The sequence below is a fragment of the Citrobacter amalonaticus genome, from assembly GCF_018252635.1.
GTDB classification, from domain to species: domain Bacteria; phylum Pseudomonadota; class Gammaproteobacteria; order Enterobacterales; family Enterobacteriaceae; genus Citrobacter_A; species Citrobacter_A amalonaticus_E.
In genome coordinates this window covers 454,932-473,729 of sequence record NZ_JAGTXM010000003.1, presented here as the reverse complement: position 1 = coordinate 473,729, position 18,798 = coordinate 454,932, and the positions used below count along the sequence as shown (strand labels likewise).

Genomic DNA, 18,798 nt, shown 5'->3' with positions numbered 1-18,798 from the left:
GCAATACGGACGACACAATGACACAACACGAATCGGCGGAGAATTCTCGCGGCCAACTCTTTATTGTACCTACTCCAATCGGGAATTTGTCTGATATTACCCAACGTGCGATCGAAGTATTACAAGCCGTTGATTTAATTGCCGCGGAAGATACTCGTCATACCGGATTATTATTGCAGCATTTCGCGATCAATGCCCGATTGTTCGCTCTGCACGATCATAACGAACAGCAAAAAGCGGAAACGCTGGTGGCGAAACTGAAAGAGGGGCAGAACATTGCATTGGTATCCGATGCCGGAACGCCGCTGATCAACGATCCGGGCTACCACCTGGTGCGTACCTGTCGTGAGCAGGGCATCCGTGTCGTGCCGTTGCCGGGGCCCTGTGCGGCGATTGCCGCATTAAGCGCGGCGGGATTGCCGTCCGATCGCTTCTGCTATGAAGGTTTTTTACCGGCAAAATCCAAAGGACGCCGTGATGCGCTGAAAGCTATTGAAACCGAACCGCGTACGCTGATTTTCTATGAATCCACCCATCGCCTGTTAGACAGTCTGGAAGATATGGTCGCGGTGTGGGGCGAATCCCGCTATGTGGTGCTGGCGCGTGAACTGACCAAAACCTGGGAAACCATTTACGGCGCGCCGGTTGGAGAACTGCTGGCGTGGGTGAAAGAAGATGAAAACCGGCGTAAAGGCGAGATGGTGCTGATTGTAGAAGGGCACAAGGCACAGGAAGACGAACTCCCCGCCGATGCCCTGCGCACCCTTGCGCTGTTACAGGCCGAGTTGCCGTTGAAGAAAGCAGCGGCGCTGGCGGCCGAAATCCACGGCGTGAAAAAGAATGCCCTGTACAAATATGCGCTGGAGCAGCAGGGAGAGTAAATTCAACAGATACGCTGCAAAGTTGCAGCGTATCTGTTGAGGTGAGTTGTTACCGATCAGAATAACGCGAGCCATCCAGTAAGCATGTCGTATTGTCATGCAGCCATAAAAACGAGGCCGGAATCGTCGTCGTCACGGTGGCGGAAAGATATTTTTCGACAGCGGCCTGCTTTCCTTCTCCGGCAACCAGCAACAAAATTTCTTTTGCATTGAGGATCTCCTTCAGGCCCAGCGTGATACCGTGCGTTACCGGAAGACCGGCCGTTTTTAGCATGTCGTGGTGGCGCGTCTGATCATCAAGTCTGCTGATATGACAAAACGGCTCCAGCGCGGTTCCCGGCTCGTTTAGCCCCAGGTGACCATTTTTGCCGATGCCCAGGACGCATAAATCGAGACCGCCCCGGCTGGCAATCAAATTCGTCACGCGTTCGCACTCCGCTTCATCGATATTTTCCGACTGAAAACCGATCAGCTGTTCCGGGCGTAGACCAAGCGGTTGCACAATGTGCTGTTGCAGGAACGATTCGCAGGTTCCAGGCGCGTGTAAGGGCATTCCCACCCACTCATCGAGCTTCACGAAGGTCACGTTGCGAATATCAACGCGATGCTGCTGGATTTTCTCGACAAAGAAACGGTAGGTCAGTTCTGGTGTGGCACCGGTCGCCAGGCAAATCGTCGCGTCAGGTTTATCCTGTATGACCTGAATCAATCGTTCACTGGCACGCTCGCTGAGCGCATCGTAATGATCGCAGTACTGTATGCATTGCATTGGTCAGTCATCCTTTTGACGAGGGGCGCACGTAATGTCGCGCCCCGTGCGGTTTACAAAATGCCGAGCGCGGAAGAGACGATAGAAAGCACAAAAGTGACGCCAATTAACAATACCGGATGTGCTTTTTTCACCCGCAGCAGATAGTACATCAGCAGCGTGTAACCCATCGGTAAAATGTTCGGGAAGACCTTGTCAAAGAAATCCTTTTGCAGCGCAACGTTGTGCGTGCTGTCGATGGCAAACGAGGTCACGACATCAATATGGACGTAAGACGCGATCAGACCGCCAATCACCGTGATCCCAAGGATCGTCGCCGAGCGGGCGATCATCTGCGAGTTTTCCCTCACCTTATCAATGGCCTTTACCCCGACCGAATAACCGACATGAGTCCAGCCGACGCGCAGGAAAAAGATCATCAGATAGACGGCGAAAAACAGAATCGGCCCCAGCACATTACCCTGGCTGGCGAAAGAGGAGCAGATCCCCGCCATGATCGGCAGCAAGGTGAACCAGAAAATGGCATCGCCAATCCCGGCAATAGGACCAAACAGCGCCACTTTCAGACCTTTAATGGTGTCGCGGTTTTCTCCTTTCTCTTCCATGGAGATCAGTAACCCCATCAGGAAACCGACGAGGTTCGGGTGAGTATTGATAAATTCCAGATGATCTTTCATCGCCGCACTCAGGCCTGGCTTATCATCTTTATAGATTTTTTTCAGAATCGGCAGCATCGCCCAGGTAAAGCCGCCCGCCTGCATCCTTTCATAGTTAAAGCTCGCCTGAAGAAGGGAAGAGCGGAAGCCAAGACGGGTAATGTCTTTTTTACTGATTTCAGATCCCATTGCTGTAATCCTCTTCATCATCATTTTTATGGGCGACAGGCTGCGGTTGCGACTGCTGTTTAGCTTTGGCATTGAAAAATTCGTACACGGCGAAACCCGCGCCGAGGACAGCGACCGGGAGGAGGTTGTTGACCTGGATGTAGCAGACAAAGAGGAAGCCGGCGATCAGGTAAGGAATGTACTGTGCTTTAAACATCACGCGCAGCAGCAGACCAAAACCGACGGCAGGCAGAATACCGCCCGCGACTTCAAAACCATGGGTGAGCCAGGCGGGCATGGCTTTCACCAGTGCCTGCATGGCGCCCTGCGCCAGATAGGTACACAGAAACGCGATAATGGCGTATGAGCAGGCGACAATCAGCGTCGTCAGCCAGTTCAGACGGGCAAATGCGCGGGTGTTGGCTTCTTTCGCGCAGTTATCGGCCCTGGACATAAACAGGGAGAAAGCGGAATAGAAAAACAGAATCACATATTGCATCAGCAGGCTGAACGGCAGGCCAAGGCCGATGGCGGTTTTGGCATCCACGCCGGTAGACCAGGCGATCACCGTGGTCATCAGTCCCGCCATGATCGGGTTTGGCGGTTGTACACCGCCTGCGGGCGTCAAGCCCGCAAAAGCCAGTTCGGTCAGACCGCCGGTAATCAGACCAATATGAATGTCGCCAAGAATGGCGCCAGTGAGCGTACAGACAATGATCGGTCTGAATAAAAACAGGGCTTCGAGCCAAAAATCGATTCCCAGAAAGAAGACTAATGCCGCGAGGGATATCCCTTGTAAAAGCGTTATTTCATGCATTTTGAAGACCTCATGTAAATAAGTCCCTTTAATATGAAAATATTGGCTTGTTATTTACGCCGGGATCGCTTCTTTTTGATCGCCAGGGACATCCTGAATAAAAATGTTTACGCCGTGTTTCTTAATGAACTGCAGGTCCTGAAGATCCTGCTCATTGACATAAACTTTGCTGCTGATCTGCTTTTTGCCTTCCGAAAAATGCATATTGCCGACGTTCACGTCGTTGAGCGTGATACCGCCTTCGAGCAGCTTTCTGACCGTTTGCGGGGTGCGGCAAATCAGGAAGATTTTCTGATGTGGCGCGGCCTTCCCGATGACGTTAATGGTTTTTTCTATAGAAAAGAATCGGATACCGAAACCGTAGGTTTCTGCGGTGATGCCCATTAATTTCTGCTGAATCTCATCCTGAGCGACATCATCATCCACGACAACCAGCAGATTAGCACCGATCGTTGATGTCCAGGTGACACCCACCTGACCATGCACCAGTCGGTTATCAATACGCGTTAACAGGATATTTGGACTTCCCATACTTAAATCCTCACCATAAAATAATTGAATGACTGAGCTTGTTGAAATATATTATTCTTACCGTATCGCATTCATTAATTAATTCAGCATGATGTAATCTCGTTATTCTCCTCCGCTATTTGGCCAGAAAGCGCTACCTGATATTAATCAGATAACGCTTCTGAATATTGTGTTGAAACAGTATGGTTTTAAGTTAAATCGGAATCAGCCACTAATTTATTGGCCGAACCGCAAACCGTGATTTTACTTCTCACGACCTCTTTCATCGCATCCATACCGACACGCATGTAGTAGCGCGGATCGTTGCCCTGTGGGTTGTCGGCAAACCACGCTTTCACGGCATCGGCAAAGGCAATTTTCAGTTCAGTGGCGACGTTAACCTTACAGACGCCCAGTTCTATCGTACGGCGTACATACTCGTCAGGCACATCGCTCGCGCCATGTAACACCAGCGGAATATCCACTACTTCTCGGATTTCAGCCAGACGCTGGAAATCGATTTTCGGTTTTTTGGTGTAAAGGCCGTGCGCGGTACCGATGGCGACGGCAAGGCTGTCGACGCCGGTCAGCTCAACAAAGCGTTTGGCCTCCTGCGGATCGGTCAGAAAGGCGCTTTCTGCATCAACGCTCATGTCGTCTTCAACGCCACCCAGTCGTCCTAACTCGGCTTCTACGCTGCAATCGCGGGCGTGGCAGAAATCCACCACCGATTTCACCAGCTTCACGTTTTCGTCAAACGGGAAATGGCTACCGTCGATCATGGCGCTGCGTACCCCGGCGTTCACTTTATGGCGAATGTCGTCCAGCGATTCATGATGATCGAGGTGCAGCGCCAGCGGCATGCCATAGGTGGTCGAGTAGGCGGTGCACAGCGCGTAAAGCTCTTCCAGCGCGATATGTTTAAAGGTACCAGGCGTACCAGCGAGGATCACCGGTGATTGCATTTCGCTACACACTTCGAGGATCGCCTGGATCGTCTCGGCATTATGGATATTGAAGGCCGGCACAGCGTAGCCTTTTGCCTGGGCATCCTGCAGAAGATACTTCGTGGAAATGATACTCATGATCGGATCCTCTTAAGCCTGCCACGGGTGAATAACGACGCCCTGCACCACGCGGTTGACCGTACCGCTGCGGGAAGGGGTATCCGGCGTATTACCGACATTAATGGACTGGGTGAGCGCAAAGACCTGGGCATACATCAGATAGCAGAATGCCAGTTCGGTATCGATGAAATGACGCGCAGACGGCAGCAAAATGTGCGGGCCAGCTTCGATAATGGAATCGCTTTCGGCTGCAATGGCAACAACGCGCATGGCCTGATTATCGCGACGTAGCTCCGCCAGTAGATCGAGATCGTATTGCCGGGTGTAAGGGTGGCTGGAGATATACACCACGATCAGCGTTTCGTTATCCACCAGTGATTTCGGGCCGTGACGAAAGCCAGTCGGTGAATCGTAAAACGCTGCCAGCTTACCGGCGGTCAATTCCAGCACTTTCAGGGCCGATTCACGCGCCGCACCCTGCAATCCTCCGCTGCCGAGGTAGACGATTCGTTTCCAGCTTTCATTGCCAAACACGCCGTGGCTGAAATCCCCCAGTGACGACAGGATCGTCTGGCAGCGATCCGCGACATCGCGGAAGGTCTGGCTGTTGATGAGTTGCGGTGCGAACACCGCCAGGCAACTGGCCATCATAGTGGTAATACTGCTGGTCATCGCAAAACCGCGATCGTGCGTTTCTGCCGGCATCAGCAGGGCAAAGGCGTTATCGCTTGCCACCGCGTTCTGGTACAGGCTACCCGCTTCATTGCAGGTGATCGAAAGGTGATAGCACTCAGGGACGAACTGGTTTGCCAGTTCCACTGCGGCGACGCTTTCCGGACTGTTGCCGGAACGGGCAAACGAGACCAGCAGTAGCGGATGTGCCGGATTCAGATAATCCATCGGATTAGTGACCAGATCGGTGGTCGGTACCGCGCTGATGTTTTGCCCGGTATGGCTGGCAAGCCAGGGAGAGATGATCTCGCCGATGAATGCCGAGGTACCCGCCCCGGTCAGAACGATCCGCAGATCGTCTTTGCGCAGTAATGGCGCGAGAAAGTCATCGATCGCGGTACGGATCGCGTCGATGTTAGTCAGCGAGCGGATCCAACTGGCAGGCTGCTGGCGGATCTCTTCTTCAGTCCAGGTTCCGGTTGTTGCCGCTGCAGGGGTATAGGTTTCTGGCATAACGTAAGTCCTTAGTCTTGTGAATTCCACATCAGACGCTGGCAAAATGTCGCTATCTTTCGTTTCGTTTCACTTGTTCACATGATCGATTGATTAAAATCTATAGGAAAGAAATCGAAAGTTCAATGATGCAAAATGAAATAAAACGAAAAGTGTGATCGATTGTACGGGGAGTGTTTTTATCTTATTGATCTGTAATAAGTCTCTGTGAGCATGCTGAGATGAAGGTTTTCTTAAGCGAAAGGAAAAGAAAGGCCTTACGATTCATGATCGAAGGCCAGAAAAAGAAAAGAAGGGTCAAAGGGGGAGGAGCTGACCCTGAATCCAGATCTGTTGTAAATGCAGTCCGCCGTCGAGGGCGATCATGCTGGCGCGTTTGCCTGGGGCTAACGATCCTACGTGGTTGTCGATCCCAAGCAGTCGTGCCGGATGGAGCGAGGCCATATGGATCGCCTCTTCAGGGGCGATTCCTGTCAGCTCAACCATATTGCGCACTGCTGCATCCACCGACAACGTACTGCCCGCCAGACCACCCGATGCGGTCCGCACAATTCCGTCGTGCATGTCGACTTTTTCACCGCACAGCGTGTAATTTCCGTCGGGCATACCGGCAGCCTGCATCGCATCAGTGATCAGCACCAGCCTCTCTTTGGCACAGCAGCAACAGAGCTTCATGGCGGCTGGATGCACATGGTGTCCGTCAGCGATGAGCTCCAGCCACGCGCGTGGATCGGTGAGTCCTGCGCCGACCATTCCTGGCTCCCGGTGATGGAGCCCGGTCATGCCGTTGTAGCAGTGCACAAGTCCGTTCGCGCCTGCGTCAAAAGCGGCCTGGGTTTGCGCCCAACTTGCCGCGCTATGTCCCAGCATCACCCGCACACCCTGCTGCCTGAGATGGCGAATCGCCTGCAATGCGCCCGGTTTTTCCGGTGCCAGCGCAACCACGCGCAGGGTCTGCCGGGAAATGGCGATCAGCTCGTCCAGCTCCGTGAGATCCAGTTCCCGGAACAGTTCCGGGGGATGGGCGCCTTTATTCTGCGGCGTAAAGTACGGCCCTTCCAGATAACTTCCGAGCACCTGTGCGCCAGGCCCGCCGGAATGACAGCGTTGCGCGATGCGCTCCAGCGCACGGTGAATCATCTTCAACGGCGCGGTGACGGTGGTGGGGAGCCAACCGGCAACCCCTTCACGCGCTTTGTGCATCGCCAGCCTGTCGAGTGCGTCCGGTTCATCGTCCATCACATCGACCCCTGCGCCACCGTGAACGTGGGTGTCGATATAGGCAGGACACAGTAACTCGGCGTCGCGCACGGTAATGCCCGCAGCAATCGGTTCGATGGCCGTGATAACGCCTTCTTCAACACGCAACTGATGATCGTCCAGCCAGCCCTGTTCGGTGAGCAGGCGTCTGGCGCGCAAAACCTGCGTCATATTCCTTCCTCGATAGGGTGCTCCTCGCGACAACGTCCCAGCTCATCGACCAGGCTGGTCAGGCCGCGATGCCCGCACTCCAGCGCTTGCACGCGAAAAGCTTCGCTGCTGAGACCTTCGCGATCCAGCACCATCTCCAGCAGCAGCTGCAGGTTTGTACCGGTGATCACTTCCCGGCCAGGTTTCAGCATTGCCAGCGTAGAGGCAACGCGAAACGGTGTGCCGCCGAGCAGGTCGGTCAGGAAAACGATATCTTCTTCGCCGTCCAGTTGTTCAATCGCCTGCTCAAGCTGCGAGGTGAGCAACGCAGTGGTGGAGGTTTCCGGAAAGTCGATGGCGATAAACTGCGACTGTTCGCCGAGGATCTGTTGCATCGCTTTTTCCATACCGCTGGCAAACCCACCGTGCCCCGTCAAAATAATACCTAACATCGAAGACCTCTTTGCTTTACAGGAAGTGACAGAACTTGCCGACGACACCCAGTACCACGGTGATACCGATGAGGCGCAGCGGACTCCAGCCGCGACGGACTAACCAGAACATCGTCAGGGTATAGACCAGCGGTAAAAAAGCAGGCATCAGTTTGTCGATAACATCAGCCTGCAGTTTGACGACCGCATCACCCGCCTTGATTTCAAGCGTGGTGTTCAGACGCACATAGGTTGCCACGAGCGCGCCAATGACCGTCATCCCAACGATAGACGCCGCGTGGCCCACTTTCTTCGTATTGGCCTTGATGAGCGGAATGGCGGCAACCCCCATACGGTAAGCATAGTGCGCCAGCCCAAAACGCAGACCCAGGTGCACCACGTTGAACAGCACAATGAAGACCACCGCGCCGAGGATAGAGCCCTGCAAGGCCAGACTGGCCCCGATGCCGCCGCAAATAGGTAACAGCGTCAACCAGAACATTGCATCGCCTATCCCGCCGAGCGGTGCGCCAACGGCAATTTTGGTGCTCTGAATACTGTTAACGTCCTGTTTTGAGCGCTCCATCGCCAGAATGATGCCAATGACAAACGTCACCAGGAAGGGGTGGGTATTGAAGAACCCCATGTGGCCTTTCATGGCGCGCGCCAGGTCGCGTTTATTGGTGTGGATCTTTTTCAGCGCAGGCAGCAGTCCGTACAGCCAACCGGAAGCTTGCATACGTTCATAGTTAAAAGACGCCTGCAACAGCATGGAACGCCACGCTACCCGGTTGATATCTTTTTTGGTCAGCTCTGCGCCAATGTTCTGATCTTCATAAATGTTTTCGTTTACGCCGGAAAGCAGCGTTTCTTCGCTGTCGGAAACAGTCGGAAGAGTTTGTTGATTAGATGCCATCTTCGAATTCCTCTTTCTGAGCCGCAGGTTGGGTCGGTTCTGGAGATTTACGCAGCAGGTCGATCAGCGCCATGGCCAGTGCCGCAGCGGCGATCGCCAGTACTGGCAGCTTGAGCCAGGCGGCTCCCACGAAACCGATGATAAAGTAAGGGATATAGACGTTTTTCATCATGATTTTCAGCAGTACGGCAAAGCCGATGGCTGGCATGATGCCGCCCGCGACGCCGAGACCGTCAATCAGACGTTCCGGCAGAACATCAATGGCCGTTTTTGCGTGCTCTGCACCGAAGTAAATCGGCAGGAACGCACACAGGAAATAGAAAATGCCGAGTGCCAGTAACGCCAGATAGTTGACCCGTTCAATGCCAGCGGTGTCGGCATTCGCCGCCATGCGATCGCAGCGGGACATTACCCCGGACATCACGGAGAAGAGGAACGTAATTCCCATTTGCACCGCCACGGCAAACGGCACAGCAACGCCCACGGCGACATCCGGTTTCACGCCTGTTGTAATGGCGAACGTCGTACCCACGATGGTGCCGATAATGACGTTTGGCGGTTGTGCGCCTGCCAGCGGCGCGAGTCCCATCCACACCAGTTCCAGCGTACCGCCGGTTAAAATACCGGTATGCAGATCGCCCAGAATCAGGCCAACCAGCGGCCCAAGCACCACCGGGCGGTGCATATGTGTTAATCCGTTGAACATATCCAGGCCGGCAATAAAGGCGAGGATACCTAATGCAAAAGCCTGTAACAGACTAATTTCCATGGTGAAGGCCTCAGATGAGTTTAAAGAGATCCTGCGCGGGTTCTGTTGGAACGCCCTGAACGAAACATTCCACCCCGGCGGCTTTCAGGCCGTTAAACGCCGTAATGTCGGCCGCGTCGACAGAGACCGTTTTGGCAATCTGTTGTTTGCCATTGGCGTAGTGCATATTTCCGACGTTGATGCGTGTCACTGGAACCCCACCTTCGACCAGCCTGAGGAAATCGGTGGGGGATTTGCAGACCAGCAAAATTTTCTGCCGGTCAGCGGCGCGGTGAATGTTGTCGATCACTTTTTGCAGCGACCAGAAACGCACGGCGATCCCTTCCGCCAGCACCATCTCCATCAGGTTCTGTTGTACGGTGTCTTCAGCTACTTCATCGTTGGCGACCAGGACCAGATTTGCCCCTGCAAACCCGACCCACTGCACCCCGACCTGACCATGAATGAGCCTTTCGTCAATACGGCTGAGTACAATATTTGGCATAGCGTGTTCCTCTTTTTTGTTATCCGTTCTGGGACGTTACGCCCTGGCAGGCGGCATGGTACTGCTGCAGTATGTCCTGAATGTGGTTGATGATGAGTTCTCGCGGTGTGGCAGTGAGATCCCCCTCGCGCACTTTTACGTACTGTAACGGCATATACTGGCTAATGAGCGGCAGGGGAATCGGCTCATCCGCCAGATTGCGCACCAGTCGTTCAAACGCGTCATCAATCTGGCTGTCCGGCCAGTAGTAACGAACACGATCGGAATAGCTATAGCCGCGCGCCAGGCGACGGGTATTGCCATCGCCGTGGTAGTGGCTTTGCCAGTATTCCGGGCGATCGAGCATGACGCTCTCAAGGACATGACGCAGGTCGGAACAGGCTTTTGCCGGGAGCAACTCTTCTTCAATGGCAGCCAGCGAGAACAGCGCTTCGCGCAGGGCGAAGGTCAGCGCCGGACCGACTTTCAGGATGGCAAAATGATCTTTCACTAACTGGCGCAGCGACTGCGGTGTCTGGTAGTCCGTTGAGTGCGCCTCAAAAACCAGCGTGTCATACGCTTCCACCATCTTGCTTAACGCGACGGCTTTCTGTGGCTGATAATCAATGATGTGGGTATGGTCGAATTCAACACCCGGTTGCACCACCAGCGCGATAATGCGTGGCCAGATGGCATTGAGTCCCTGTTTTTCAAAGGCGTGACGATGGGCTTCCAGCGTCGCTCGCGCGGCCTCAGGCGTGGTGACCGCCAGTTTGGTCAGCGTCTCATGGGCTCCGCCCGGTACCGGTACTTCCGTGCCAATCACATACACCAGATCCGACTCGCCAAAATGGGCAATGCAGGTCTCTTCGGCGATCTTCGCCAGACGCGCGGCACGTTCCGCGACAATGGCATCGGTCAAGGGCACAGGATCGCCCTGGCAAGACATGCTGCAATCAAGGTGGATTTTTTTGAATCCGGCGGCGACATAGCTTCTGATCAGTTCGTCGGCATTGGCCATTGCCGGTTCTGCAGTCAGATTTTGCCAGCGGTTCGGTCCGAGGTGGTCCCCCCCCAGAATCAGTTGCTCCTGAGGGAATTCAAGTGAGTCGGCCAGTTGACAGACAAAATGGCGAAAATCGGCAGGGGTCATACCCGTATAACCGCCAAACTGATCAACCTGATTTGAGGTTGCTTCAATCAGCAGCGGCGAGTGATTTGCCTGCGCGTAACGTATTGCGGATTCCAGCACCAGCGGATGTGCGGAACAAACGGCGTAAATTCCGTTTGTCTTACCTCGTTTATGCTGTTCCACCATATCAGTCAGATGTTTCACTTTCCTCTCCAGGTCAGATAACTGCGACACGTAATCTTTCGTTTTGTTTCACTTGATACTGCACTATGGTCTTATAAAAATAAAACGAAAGATAATAGTTTTCCGATCTGTTTCACAAAAGAAACATAATGAAAGCATTCAGCCGGGGTTTTCGCCCCTCAGGCCGGCTTTTTTCGGCTTGCATTCCGATAAAAGAAAGGCGTTAATAGGCAAAACGAAATGAAACGAAAGAATTAGCCAAAGGATTTCTTATGAGTAATACCGATGCTTCTGGAGACAAGCGGGTGTCAGGCACCAGCGAAAGGCGTGAGCAGATTATCCAGCGGTTGCGGCAGCAAGGAAGCGTACAGGTGAACGATCTTTCGGGATTGTTTGGCGTTTCCACGGTGACGATCCGCAACGATCTGGCGTTCCTGGAAAAGCAGGGGATCGCCGTTCGCGCCTATGGCGGCGCATTGATTTGCGACAGTAATACGCCAGGCGCGGAGCCTTCCGTCGAAGATAAAAGCTCACTGAACACGGCGGTGAAACGCAGTATTGCTAAAGCGGCCGTGGGGTTAATCAAGCCGGGTCACCGCGTGATCCTGGACTCCGGTACCACGACCTATGAGATTGCGCGCCTGATGCGCCAGCATAGCGATGTGATTGCGATGACCAACGGAATGAACGTCGCCAATGCCTTACTGGAAGCGGATGGCGTGGAGTTGTTGATGACCGGTGGGCATTTGCGTCGTCAGTCGCAGTCGTTTTATGGCGACCAGGCCGAGCAGTCGTTGCAGAATTATCACTTCGACATGCTGTTTCTGGGCGTCGACGCCATTGATTTAGAGCGCGGCGTCAGTACTCATAACGAAGACGAAGCCCGACTTAACCGCCGGATGTGTGAAGTGGCGGAACGGATTATTGTGGTCACTGACTCCAGTAAATTTAACCGCTCGAGCCTGCATAAAATTATTGATACCCAGCGTATTCATACCATCATCGTCGATGAAGGCATTCCTGAAGAGAGCCTGAAGGAGTTCCATCGCAGCGGCGTTGAGGTCATTATCGTCCAGGCGGCATCGTGAAAATTACAAAAATGTGATGTTCTTCAATTAAGCAAAAAGAAAAATATCAGCGGGTTTTTGCCGTACCCGCTTTCGTTTTTTCACTGATTTTTCGTTCCGCTCTCCCGCTCACCTGTCCTGCACGCTTTTCGATCTTTCGCATTCTTCATTTTCGGTTTCGATAAAACGAAAGAAAACGAGGCTTTTTTGCCAAAATCCGCGCTGCGGACCTGTTCACAAATTCGCCTTAAGTCTTCTGATTTAATATATTAAAAAGAAAACGAAAGCGATAAATCGCTAAAACATAACAATATGCAATGGAGCAAAAGCAATGCTGGATAACTTAAGACGTCGCGAGCAAATTATTGATCTGTTATGCGATCAAGGTAGCGTTCGTGTCGAACCCCTGAGTGTGCATTTCGGCGTCTCAAGCGTCACGATCCGCAATGATTTACGTTATCTCGAGCAAAAAGGCTGCGTCATGCGTTCCTATGGCGGTGCGGTATTAAATCAGCACTTTGCCCTCGATCGTCCTTTACAGGATAAAGACCGGCTCAACCGTGATGTGAAATCACGGATTGCAGAAAGAGCGGCCAGTTTTGTGAAAGATGGCGACACGCTGATCCTCGACTCAGGCTCGACCACCACGCTGATTCCTCCGTTGCTTAAAAGTCGCCGCGATCTGGTGGTGATGACCAATGCCCTTAACATTGCCTGGGAACTCGCCAATTTTGAACGTGTGGATGTCATGATAGTAGGGGGAAACGTCAGGCAAAGCGTTTATTCGCTGTATGGCCCTTCGGCGGAACATCAGCTCAGACAGTATCGGTTTGATAAGCTCTTTTTGGGCGTCGATGGATTTTGTCTGGAAGCCGGAATTACCACGCCGCATCCAGGAGAAGCACACCTTAACCAGGTGATGTGTCAGGTGGCGCAGGAGGTCACAGTCGTCGCGGATTCCAGTAAGTTTGGTCGCAAGAGTTTTTGTATGATCAGTGAAATCAGCGGCATTGACCGGGTGATTACCGACAGCGGCATACCGGAACATTACCATCAGGCGCTGAGCCAGATGGGCGTGGATGTCGTTATCGTGGATGAATAAGAGAGCACGCCGGCAAAAGCGCGTTTTGCCGGCGATCGCTTAGTGCATCAGCGCATCCTGTTCGACCAGCAACAGTGCGGCGCCGCGTACGCCGCTGGATGCACCATGCACGGCCGGGAAGACGTGCGCGGGGGCAAGCCCAGGGAAGAGATAGCGCGACATGGCACCCGGCAGTAGGGTGTAAATTTCCTCAATGTTGGAGACGCCGCCGCCCAGCACAAAGGCGTCGACATCCAGAATGAGCTGCAACTGCGCCAGCGTACAGCCCAGCATATCAATCCATGCCTCAACCGTGGCGACGGCGCTGGCGTTGCCATGACGGTAATTTTCCAGCAGCGTCTCTATTTTGAGCTGTTCCCCGCTGAAGTGCTTATGCAGCCAGAGCAAACCTGGCCCGGACTGATAGCGCTCCAGACACCCCCGCAGGCCGCAGCCGCACGCGATCTCTGGAAGGTTATAGCGACGCATAAAGGTAGCCGGCAGCGGGAGATGGCCAAACTCGCTGGCCATCCGGTTGCGTCCACGATACAACTGCCCATCGATCACCAGTCCTCCGCCCATGCCGGTACCGATAATGGCGCCAAAAATTCGCGAGAACTGACGAGCCTGCTGGGTATGCGCCTCCGACAGCGCGAAGCAGCAGCAGTCATTATCCAGGGCCACCGAGCGGTTGAGCCGGTGTGCCAGATCGTCCATCACCTGCCGTCCGGTCAGGCAGGGGACATTTGATGACAGCAGCTTTCCGGTATGTCTGTCCATCAGCCCTGGCATGCCAATGCCGATTTTGCCCTGCATCCCCGTAGCCCAGTCGGCAGTATCGATGAGCGAGGTAAAGGTCGAGAGAAAGAGTTCGTAATCCTGAACCGGCGTGGCCACGCGCTTGCGCCAGCAAACCTGCATTTCCTTATCAAAGGCGACAATTTCAGTTTTTGTGCCGCCAATATCAACACCGTAAAACATGCCACATCTCCTCGAACTTCACAGTGTAACCAGACAGTTTTCCTTGCGAGCGCGCTCTGCGGCAAAGACCATTAAGTGACTTTCCAGTGATTCATCGGGGCCGGAGAGAATCATACTTTGATCGCCCGCCATCACGGCGTGAATAAAGCGATCCATCAGATAGTAATCTCCGCCGCCGTGACCACCCATCTGGGTCTGCGTGCCTGCGGCGATCTCATCGATTTCGTAGACCGTCTCGCTGTCCGTCAGAAAATCAAACACCCGGATCTGCTCGCCATTGCCCTCGAGATAGCCTTTCGTACCGAAAAGACGCGTCTTTCGATCTTCCATACGGGTAAAGGCGGTCATGGTGAACGTCACGGTTTGCTGATGGGCGAAGCGCAAGTTGACCACCTGATGATCCACCACGTCGTTATCACAGCGATAAACGCAGCGGCCATACGGACCCTCGCGCAGCGCCTGACGGACGTTTTCTTCGGTGGGATCCGCCGTCAGCACGCGACGGAAATGTGGCGTGCATTTGTGATCTTCGCCGAGATAAATTTTGCAGGCTGACCAGGGGCAGGTCGCCTCGACCTGGCAATCCAGACAGCGGTCGGCGCCACCCTCCGGTTGGTTCTCCTTCACGAAATGACTCAGGCTGCCAAATGAGGTCACATCCTGACAGTGGTCGCCCATGATGTAGCGGATCCAGTCCATATCGTGGCAGGATTTCTGTAACAGCATGAACGATGATTCCGCTTCATTACGCCAGTTACCGCGAACGAAAGAGTGCGCCTGGTGCCAGTAACCCACCGGCTCGAGATGCTGCATGCTGACGATATCGCCAATAAGTCCGCTGTCGAGCAGGGACTTGAGTTTTTGCGTGTAGCGGGTGTAGCGCAGAACGTGGGCGACACCCAATAACACATTGTTGCGCTTCACCGCAGCAATGATGGTGCGACAGTCTTCCGGCGTGGGGGCGATCGGTTTTTCCAGCAAAATATGATAGCCGAGGTCGGCAAACGCGATGGCAGGCGCTTTGTGCATCGTATCCTGAGTACAGATCAGCACGACGTCTGCCATCCGTGGGCGGGCCGCCGCCTCTTTCCAGTCGCGAAAGATGTTTTCCTGCTCAATGTTATGCTGAGCGACAAATTGTTGGCGATATGCCTCTCTGGGTTCCGCCACGCCGACCACCTGCATGCGGTCCGGATGCTCAAGCGCGTAGCGAGAATATATTTCACCGCGCGCGCCTGCGCCCACCACTAACACGGTCACTTTCTTTGCACACATATAAACCTCTCATTTTGCCCTCGTCTGAGTTCGCGTTGCTCTGCGCTGTGGGGCATTAAAAAAACAAACTGAAATTCCTTGTGCCTGCTGCTGACGTCCGCGACATCAGGCTCCGGCTAAATTTTCTTCATCCTGCTTATCGAATAAAAAGGCGGCGTCGAGATTGAATTTCACCTTGATCGATTCGCCGGGCAGCGGACTCCAGTCCGGTGATGAATTGACACGCAGGATCATTTGCTGCTCGCCGATATCGAAATGCAGGAGATCTTCATTACCCATTCTTTCCACGTTGGTGATCCTGGCGTCGAAAGCCGCAGGATCGTTGTGCGGTGCCAACTGAATCGCCTCTGGACGAATGCCAAACCAGACGCTGTCGTGCGGATAATTCGTCAGTTGGGAGGCCAGCCGTGCGGTTAAGGGCAAGGTTAGCGCGTCACCCAGACGGAGTCCGTGGGTTTGCGGGTCGAGTGCCAGAAGATGAATATTCATCGCCGGGTTACCAATGAATCCCGCCACGAATTTATTTTTCGGCTGATGGTAGATGTTGCCCGGCGTGTCGACCTGCATGATTCGTCCACCGTTGAGCACACAAATGCGGTCACCCATGGTCATCGCTTCAATCTGATCGTGCGTGACGTACACCATCGTCGCGTTCACCCCTTCATGACGCAGCTGGCGGTGAAGTTCCGTCAGGCGCACGCGCATCGACACGCGCAGTTTGGCATCGAGATTGGACAACGGCTCATCAAATAAAAACACTTCAGGTTTGCGCACAATAGCCCTGCCGACGGCAACGCGCTGGCACTGCCCCCCTGAAAGTTGACCGGGTTTCTTGTCGAGTAGCGTTTCGATTTCCAGTTTGCGCGCGGCTTCCCGCACGCGAACATCTATCTCCTGCTTGTCCATTTTGCCTTGCAGGCTGAAGGCCATATTTTTGTAGATCGTCATGTGCGGATAGAGAGCGTAGTTTTGAAAAACCATCGCCACGCCACGCTCTTTTGGCAGCAGGTCGTTAACGCACCGTTCGCCAATTGAAATATGACCATGCGTAATGTCTTCCAGCCCGGCGATCATGCGCAGTAACGTTGATTTGGCGCAGCCGGATGGCCCGACAAAAACCATAAATTCGCCATCGTGAATTTCAAGATCAATGCCATGAATCGCCTGAAAGCCATTCGGATAGATTTTGCCTACTGACTGTAATTGAATACCTGACATAACAATGCCCCTTATCCTTTAATTCCGGCACCGGCGATGCCACGAATGAAATAGCGCTGGAAGAAAATATAAAGTAACAACATGGGGATAATCGCGAGCAACGCTCCCGCCATGAGCATGGGATACTCCACTCCGGCGCGACCTGAGAGCGAGGCCAGGCCCACTGGCAGCGTCATTTTGTCCATTGAGGTATTGACGATGAGCGGCCACATTAAGTTATTCCAGCTCCACAACCCGTTAATAATGACGCAGGCGATAAGCCCCGGTTTAATCAGCGGCAGCATGATTTTGAAAAAAATCGTTAAATGGTTATAGCCGTCCATGATGGCCGCTTCTTCCAGCTCTTTCGGTACGGACAGAAAAAACTGACGCAATAAAAAGGCGCTATAAATACTGAATAATCCCGGCAGTACCAGGCCTGGAATGGAGTTCAGCAGACCTATTTTCTCGATCGTTAAAAACTGCGGGATCAAAAAGATCTGTCCGGGAACCATCAGAATCGAAATGCAGAGCATGAAAAGGAGATCGCGTCCTTTAAAACGCAGACGGGAGAAACCATACGCCGCCATTGCGGCAATCAGCGTCTGTAAGATGACGATAACCAGCGTGGAAACGATCGAGTTAAAATAAAAGCTGCCAAACGGCATCTCATGCAAGATTTTATCGTACGCCTGAAACCCCGGATTGGCGGGCAGCAGGATCGGCGGAAAGGCAATACTTTCCGCCTGGGTTTTAAACGAGGTGATGATCATCCAGAGAAAGGGAACCACCGTGACCAGCGTCGCCAGAATCATCAGGCCATAAATTAGCCATTTTTCACGTTTTGTCATGAACATAGTGGTTGCCTTACTGTGCTTTAAGCCGTTTGCCTATCCATATCTGCAGCAGGGTCAGTACCATCGTGATAACGAAAATCACCACGGCAATCGCGGAGGCGTACCCTTTTTCATGGTAGATAAAGGCATATTTATAAAAGAGATAAGCGATGGTCATGGTCTGATCGTCCACCATGGAAGAACTGCCAAACAGCAGATACACCACATCGAATATTTGCAGCGTTTCGATAAACGAAATCACCAGAACAAAGAACAGCGTCGGGATCATTAATGGTAAGGTAATCGACCAGAAGCCGCGCAGTTTACTGATGCCATCCAGGGACATGGCTTCATAAATCTGCTTCGGGATCCCCTGCAAGCCGGCGAGCAGAATGATCATCTTCAGGGCGATAGCCGACCAGATAATGACCAGAGACGCGCTCAGGCGGACAATATCCGGATCGGATAGCCAGCCGATGGCAGGGATATCGAAATAGGCCAGGATCTGATTGAGCAAACCGAAATTACGATTCATCAACCATTGCCAGACCATCGCAATGGCGGCAGGCATCGTGACGGCCGGAAGAAATAGCAGCGTACGGAACAACCACTGACCGCGAATCGCCTGGTTTAACCCCACCGCCAGCAGTAAAGACAGGATCGTGATCACCGGCACACAAATAAACACATAGGCCAACGTGTTAATTATCGCCGAACGGAATTCATCATCGCTGAATAAATTAATGTAATTATCCAGACTGATGGTCGTCCAGATTTGAAACTCACCCAGATCGGTAAAACTGTAAAATACGTTCTGGAAGAACGGCGTAAAGTAAAAAATAACTAACCCTGCCAACAGCGGCAGAATCATTATCCACCCCCAGAAACGTTCTTCCTTTTCCAGTCGGGTCAGGGATTTTTTATTAGGTTCCCTTGCCGATAACGGCGGGGATGCCGCTTCATCTGAATAGCTCATACAGACTCCGGGATGCTCACTTTACAAA

The 18,798-nt window shown here is 53.2% G+C and carries 20 protein-coding genes; 3 read left to right on the top strand and 17 right to left on the bottom strand.

What is annotated here, in order from left to right:
* Positions 1 to 17 precede the first annotated feature (17 nt).
* The gene (gene rsmI / locus KE671_RS12020; RefSeq protein WP_206163151.1) at positions 18 to 881 is read left to right on the top strand and encodes a 16S rRNA (cytidine(1402)-2'-O)-methyltransferase; all 864 of its coding nucleotides are present in this window, start codon (positions 18 to 20) and stop codon (positions 879 to 881) included.
* 49 nt (positions 882 to 930) lie between these two features.
* Here the strand turns inward: rsmI and KE671_RS12015 are convergent, their stop codons facing one another.
* The 12 genes from KE671_RS12015 to kbaZ form a co-directional block, all read right to left on the bottom strand.
* Entirely contained in the window at positions 931 to 1,650 is a 720-nt protein-coding gene (locus KE671_RS12015; RefSeq protein ID WP_206163150.1) for a galactosamine-6-phosphate isomerase, read from the bottom strand.
* 53 nt (positions 1,651 to 1,703) lie between these two features.
* Positions 1,704 to 2,495 carry a PTS galactosamine transporter subunit IID gene (agaD, locus tag KE671_RS12010; protein ID WP_206163149.1) on the bottom strand — a complete coding sequence of 264 codons (792 nt, stop codon included), beginning with the start codon at positions 2,493 to 2,495 and terminating at the stop codon, positions 1,704 to 1,706.
* The gene (agaC, locus tag KE671_RS12005) at positions 2,485 to 3,291 is read right to left on the bottom strand and encodes a PTS galactosamine transporter subunit IIC (RefSeq protein WP_206163148.1); all 807 of its coding nucleotides are present in this window, start codon (positions 3,289 to 3,291) and stop codon (positions 2,485 to 2,487) included. Before agaC ends, agaD begins: the two co-directional genes overlap by 11 nt.
* Before the next feature lie 54 nt (positions 3,292 to 3,345).
* Positions 3,346 to 3,822: a PTS galactosamine transporter subunit IIB gene (gene agaB, locus KE671_RS12000; protein ID WP_206163147.1), complete on the bottom strand. Its 477-nt coding sequence runs from the start codon at positions 3,820 to 3,822 to the stop codon at positions 3,346 to 3,348.
* Between the two features lie 188 nt (positions 3,823 to 4,010).
* Positions 4,011 to 4,886: a tagatose-bisphosphate aldolase subunit KbaY gene (kbaY, locus tag KE671_RS11995; protein ID WP_206163146.1), complete on the bottom strand. Its 876-nt coding sequence runs from the start codon at positions 4,884 to 4,886 to the stop codon at positions 4,011 to 4,013.
* Positions 4,887 to 4,898: 12 nt separating this feature from the next.
* Positions 4,899 to 6,053, bottom strand: coding sequence for an AgaS family sugar isomerase (locus KE671_RS11990; protein ID WP_206163145.1), 1,155 nt, complete (start codon positions 6,051 to 6,053; stop codon positions 4,899 to 4,901).
* A 297-nt stretch (positions 6,054 to 6,350) separates the two neighbouring features.
* Entirely contained in the window at positions 6,351 to 7,484 is a 1,134-nt protein-coding gene (gene nagA, locus KE671_RS11985; protein ID WP_206163144.1) for an N-acetylglucosamine-6-phosphate deacetylase, read from the bottom strand.
* Positions 7,481 to 7,915, bottom strand: a complete 435-nt coding sequence (gene agaF, locus KE671_RS11980) for a PTS galactosamine/N-acetylgalactosamine transporter subunit IIA (RefSeq protein WP_206163143.1) — start codon at positions 7,913 to 7,915, stop codon at positions 7,481 to 7,483. Before agaF ends, nagA begins: the two co-directional genes overlap by 4 nt.
* Before the next feature lie 16 nt (positions 7,916 to 7,931).
* Positions 7,932 to 8,810, bottom strand: a complete 879-nt coding sequence (gene agaE / locus KE671_RS11975; RefSeq protein ID WP_206163142.1) for a PTS N-acetylgalactosamine transporter subunit IID — start codon at positions 8,808 to 8,810, stop codon at positions 7,932 to 7,934.
* Complete coding sequence (gene agaW, locus KE671_RS11970) at positions 8,800 to 9,579, bottom strand: PTS N-acetylgalactosamine transporter subunit IIC (protein ID WP_061076209.1); 780 nt, start codon at positions 9,577 to 9,579, stop codon at positions 8,800 to 8,802. The genes agaE and agaW overlap by 11 nt, the downstream gene beginning before the upstream one ends.
* Positions 9,580 to 9,589: 10 nt before the next feature.
* Positions 9,590 to 10,063 carry a PTS N-acetylgalactosamine transporter subunit IIB gene (agaV, locus tag KE671_RS11965; protein WP_206163141.1) on the bottom strand — a complete coding sequence of 158 codons (474 nt, stop codon included), beginning with the start codon at positions 10,061 to 10,063 and terminating at the stop codon, positions 9,590 to 9,592.
* Between the two features lie 19 nt (positions 10,064 to 10,082).
* Entirely contained in the window at positions 10,083 to 11,378 is a 1,296-nt protein-coding gene (gene kbaZ, locus KE671_RS11960; RefSeq protein ID WP_206163140.1) for a tagatose-bisphosphate aldolase subunit KbaZ, read from the bottom strand.
* Between the two features lie 251 nt (positions 11,379 to 11,629).
* Here kbaZ and KE671_RS11955 point away from each other — a divergent pair, with 251 nt between their 5' ends.
* Both KE671_RS11955 and agaR read left to right on the top strand, forming a co-directional pair.
* Entirely contained in the window at positions 11,630 to 12,445 is an 816-nt protein-coding gene (locus KE671_RS11955) for a DeoR family transcriptional regulator (protein ID WP_206163139.1), read from the top strand.
* Positions 12,446 to 12,755: 310 nt separating this feature from the next.
* Positions 12,756 to 13,526, top strand: a complete 771-nt coding sequence (agaR, locus tag KE671_RS11950; protein ID WP_206163138.1) for a transcriptional repressor AgaR — start codon at positions 12,756 to 12,758, stop codon at positions 13,524 to 13,526.
* Positions 13,527 to 13,565: 39 nt separating this feature from the next.
* On the opposite strand, the gene KE671_RS11945 is transcribed toward agaR, so the two are convergent.
* The 5 genes from KE671_RS11945 to KE671_RS11925 all read right to left on the bottom strand — a co-directional run bounded on the left by KE671_RS11945 (position 13,566) and on the right by KE671_RS11925 (position 18,770).
* The gene (locus KE671_RS11945) at positions 13,566 to 14,486 is read right to left on the bottom strand and encodes an ROK family protein (protein WP_206163137.1); all 921 of its coding nucleotides are present in this window, start codon (positions 14,484 to 14,486) and stop codon (positions 13,566 to 13,568) included.
* An 18-nt stretch (positions 14,487 to 14,504) separates the two neighbouring features.
* A complete protein-coding gene (locus KE671_RS11940) occupies positions 14,505 to 15,761 on the bottom strand; it encodes a Gfo/Idh/MocA family protein (RefSeq protein ID WP_206163136.1) in 1,257 nt (418 codons plus the stop codon).
* Between the two features lie 105 nt (positions 15,762 to 15,866).
* On the bottom strand, positions 15,867 to 16,979 hold the full coding sequence (locus KE671_RS11935; protein ID WP_206163135.1) for an ABC transporter ATP-binding protein: 1,113 nt from the start codon (positions 16,977 to 16,979) through the stop codon (positions 15,867 to 15,869).
* Positions 16,980 to 16,990: 11 nt separating this feature from the next.
* Positions 16,991 to 17,815, bottom strand: coding sequence for a carbohydrate ABC transporter permease (locus KE671_RS11930; protein WP_080343276.1), 825 nt, complete (start codon positions 17,813 to 17,815; stop codon positions 16,991 to 16,993).
* Positions 17,816 to 17,825: 10 nt separating this feature from the next.
* A complete protein-coding gene (locus KE671_RS11925; RefSeq protein WP_206163134.1) occupies positions 17,826 to 18,770 on the bottom strand; it encodes a carbohydrate ABC transporter permease in 945 nt (314 codons plus the stop codon).
* Positions 18,771 to 18,798: the final 28 nt, after the last annotated feature.

Bases quoted from the DNA above. Each gene is read 5' to 3' on its own strand.
- rsmI (WP_206163151.1), top strand. From the start codon at position 18: ATGACACAACACGAATCGGCGGAGAATTCTCGCGGCCAACTCTTTATT.
- KE671_RS12015 (WP_206163150.1), bottom strand. From the start codon at position 1,650: ATGCAATGCATACAGTACTGCGATCATTACGATGCGCTCAGCGAGCGT.
- agaD (WP_206163149.1), bottom strand. From the start codon at position 2,495: ATGGGATCTGAAATCAGTAAAAAAGACATTACCCGTCTTGGCTTCCGC.
- agaC (WP_206163148.1), bottom strand. From the start codon at position 3,291: ATGCATGAAATAACGCTTTTACAAGGGATATCCCTCGCGGCATTAGTC.
- agaB (WP_206163147.1), bottom strand. From the start codon at position 3,822: ATGGGAAGTCCAAATATCCTGTTAACGCGTATTGATAACCGACTGGTG.
- kbaY (WP_206163146.1), bottom strand. From the start codon at position 4,886: ATGAGTATCATTTCCACGAAGTATCTTCTGCAGGATGCCCAGGCAAAA.
- KE671_RS11990 (WP_206163145.1), bottom strand. From the start codon at position 6,053: ATGCCAGAAACCTATACCCCTGCAGCGGCAACAACCGGAACCTGGACT.
- nagA (WP_206163144.1), bottom strand. From the start codon at position 7,484: ATGACGCAGGTTTTGCGCGCCAGACGCCTGCTCACCGAACAGGGCTGG.
- agaF (WP_206163143.1), bottom strand. From the start codon at position 7,915: ATGTTAGGTATTATTTTGACGGGGCACGGTGGGTTTGCCAGCGGTATG.
- agaE (WP_206163142.1), bottom strand. From the start codon at position 8,810: ATGGCATCTAATCAACAAACTCTTCCGACTGTTTCCGACAGCGAAGAA.
- agaW (WP_061076209.1), bottom strand. From the start codon at position 9,579: ATGGAAATTAGTCTGTTACAGGCTTTTGCATTAGGTATCCTCGCCTTT.
- agaV (WP_206163141.1), bottom strand. From the start codon at position 10,063: ATGCCAAATATTGTACTCAGCCGTATTGACGAAAGGCTCATTCATGGT.
- KE671_RS11955 (WP_206163139.1), top strand. From the start codon at position 11,630: ATGAGTAATACCGATGCTTCTGGAGACAAGCGGGTGTCAGGCACCAGC.
- agaR (WP_206163138.1), top strand. From the start codon at position 12,756: ATGCTGGATAACTTAAGACGTCGCGAGCAAATTATTGATCTGTTATGC.
- KE671_RS11945 (WP_206163137.1), bottom strand. From the start codon at position 14,486: ATGTTTTACGGTGTTGATATTGGCGGCACAAAAACTGAAATTGTCGCC.
- KE671_RS11940 (WP_206163136.1), bottom strand. From the start codon at position 15,761: ATGTGTGCAAAGAAAGTGACCGTGTTAGTGGTGGGCGCAGGCGCGCGC.
- KE671_RS11935 (WP_206163135.1), bottom strand. From the start codon at position 16,979: ATGTCAGGTATTCAATTACAGTCAGTAGGCAAAATCTATCCGAATGGC.
- KE671_RS11930 (WP_080343276.1), bottom strand. From the start codon at position 17,815: ATGTTCATGACAAAACGTGAAAAATGGCTAATTTATGGCCTGATGATT.
- KE671_RS11925 (WP_206163134.1), bottom strand. From the start codon at position 18,770: ATGAGCTATTCAGATGAAGCGGCATCCCCGCCGTTATCGGCAAGGGAA.